Annotated in this window: 3 protein-coding genes; all 3 read right to left on the bottom strand. The window is 60.9% G+C overall.

What is annotated here, in order from left to right:
- The coding region (locus Q9Q40_10065; protein ID MDQ7007566.1) for a hypothetical protein at positions 1–489 on the bottom strand (489 nt) is incomplete at its 3' end.
- 77 nt (positions 490–566) lie between these two features.
- The gene (locus Q9Q40_10060; GenBank protein MDQ7007565.1) at positions 567–1,502 is read right to left on the bottom strand and encodes a hypothetical protein; all 936 of its coding nucleotides are present in this window, start codon (positions 1,500–1,502) and stop codon (positions 567–569) included.
- Positions 1,496–2,669 (bottom strand): RHS repeat-associated core domain-containing protein (locus tag Q9Q40_10055; protein MDQ7007564.1); only part of this gene is annotated, 1,174 nt, incomplete at its 5' end. The genes Q9Q40_10055 and Q9Q40_10060, both read right to left, overlap by 7 nt.

Here is a 2,669-nt window from a genome sequence, read left to right as displayed (position 1 = left end):
GATCTCGAGGATGATCTGGCCCGACCAGTGGACGTACTTCACCGTCCGGCCGGTGAGGTGGTCCGTGCGCCAGGCCAGGCGGCTGCCGGCGGTGTAGCCGTACTCCAGGTCCACGTCGAGGGTGCCGTCGCCGTCGGTGTCCCACTGGACCCGGCTGAGGCGGCCGAAGGGATCGTGGACGTAGGTGCTCTCACCGCCGCCGATCTCGCCGCGGTGGTAGAGAACCCCGCGAACCGCGTCGTAGCTGCGGGCGAGGACGTCCGGGGTGCCGTCGCCGTCGTCGTCGAAGGGCACCGGCCAGTCGGTGTAGGCGTTGACCAGGTCGAGATTCGCGGTGAGGAAGCTGTCGGCGGGGTCGCCCCTGTGCTCGCGCCAGTTGCCGAGTTCGTCGAGGCGCCACTGGTGCTGGGTCGTCAGCGCACCGGTATCCAGGGTGCCGTTCGTCAACAGCCCCTGCTTGAAATCCACCAAGCGCCCCAACTCGTCCATGGTGTATTCCTGCGCTTCCGAGTCTCCGGCGGCGATCCGGCTTACGCCAACGCATCATCGTCACCTTGGTTGCAGGTTCAATTGACCTCTACAGAGTCACGTTGCTCTCGATCCCTGTTTCCGCATCTTCCACTTTCAAGGTGCACTGTCCCCTCCTTTACGTCGCACGGCACCTGCCCGTTTCGCAAACACTCGATGTATGCGTCAACCGCGTGATAGCCCGCAATGTCAGCCATCAGACACCACTGGTCGACCGTACCCTCCAGCCGCAGACTCCTGATCAATAGCATACTGGAGCCTGGCTCCAATCGATAGAACCATGAACCCCGAGACCCAAGCGTCGGAAGCTCTCCAGTCAGCGGATCGACGGATAGAAAGGCTGCCTTCATCTTATCCCGGCGGAACAGAAGCTCGAGCTTGACAATGTGTGCGTCCGAGTCGACCTCAACGCTGACTGTGCTCAACGCGAAGTCTAGGCTGATTTCATCTTGATTCTCGAGACACAGCATGACCTCCGCATTCTCACTCGAACCATCGTCGTACATTTCCAGCCACATTCGACCCGTCAGCCCGCTCTCCTGCGCATGCCCTCCCACGCACGCCTTTCTCGGTACAGCCGCCCAGGTTCCATAGCGGGGATCGCGCTTAAAGTCCACATCGGCAAAATGCCGGCCAGCCCAGAGCCGCCATCGTTCGGGCATATCCTGAGGACGATCCCTGCCGTACGGTTCGCGCCAGATGCCAACTACGGTGATAAAGAAGTGACTACAGAGAAAGGTGAATTCCCTCGCGCTCTCCTGTCGATCAGGATCCTCAAGAAGCACGGCTTCACTGGGGAATGAACCATGCTCGTAGTAAGGACCAAGCCACGCCATGCATTCTTCCCAGTATCCCCACCCGCCGTCAGCGGTGCTGGCCATGGAAGGAGAAAAGGATACATCCAGCACGGATAGACCAACGACGAGCACCACCACCCGCATTCCAGTCGAGGAGCCCCGCGACATCTTCACCATTGGACATCTCCCTTTACAATCGAGATCGTCAGGACGTCCGTTTCGCTGCCCCTCTTATACGCGCGCCGCCATTGCCCCGACGATCGACCGAGGCCGTCAAGCACGAGTTGACCACCGCCATCCTGCGCCGTCCAGCCAGCCACACTCCAGTTGTCCAGCACGTGATTATGAGCTTTCTTGTAGGTTGCTAGATCCTCTACGAGTTGCCGATAATACTGCTCAGCGACCCCGTGCATGAACGCTTCGAGCTGATAAGGAGCTTTCCCCTTCTCGCGTATCCTGAGAATATCCCCGATATCGAGTTCACCTGAAGAGAAGTTATCGATTGCAACGAACGGGCTCCGATCTACGACATTCACTGTGAATCCAGGCGACTTGTTGACGATCCGATCAATGAATACGCTGAAGTCCGCCTGCTCTTCCGTTGGAGACCCGGAAACTCCTGTCTCCTGAATCGCCAACTTTCCCGCCGGTGTGATGTCCACCTGTTGCGAGGGTGGCAGCTTTCCGTCTATGAACGAGTCCAGCTTGTTCAACGCGCCGGCAGTTCCTTTGAAGGTCACGCCGCGATCGTCGCTTTTCGAGGCAAGGGCCGCACTGTCGCGCGGATCTTCAGCTGCCGGGCGTCCCTGGCCCGTAACGGTCGCGCCCGCCTTCGCCTCATCAGAAGCGGCGTCGTCCCCTTCACCAGCGTCCTTTTCTCCTTTCGCCTTGAGTTCCTTCTCCGCTGCCTCAGCGAACGCCTTCTCCATTCGTGCGTCCGCGCGATCGAAGAATTCCTGGGCTTGCCGGTCCCGGGTCGCTTTAAAGAACTCCGCCGCACGCCCGGAACCACCGGGCCCTTGGTACTCGGTGGGCATGAAGAGACCTGCGTATCTCTGCCAAGCGTTGATTTGTCCCATGGCGCTCCGCGCAAGCCCCGTCGGATCGACCCACATCGTCGGGCTCGCGCCGACGTAGGCGTAGACGTTCAGGCCGCCGGACTCGCCGATGGGATCCTGCTCGATGAAGCGACCCGTGGAGGGCTCGTACCAGCGGTGGTGCATCAGGTACAGGCCGGTGGACTCCTCCCAGCGGGCGCCCGTGAAGCCGTAGGAAACCGGGACCGGGGCGCCTTGCCAGGACGGCAGCGACACCGCCTTGCCGTAGGGGTCGTAGGTGTTGCGG

This window comes from Acidobacteriota bacterium (genome assembly GCA_030949985.1).
Lineage (GTDB): Bacteria > Acidobacteriota > Polarisedimenticolia > J045 > J045 > JALTMS01.
This window is presented reverse-complemented; position numbering and strand designations above follow the sequence as displayed.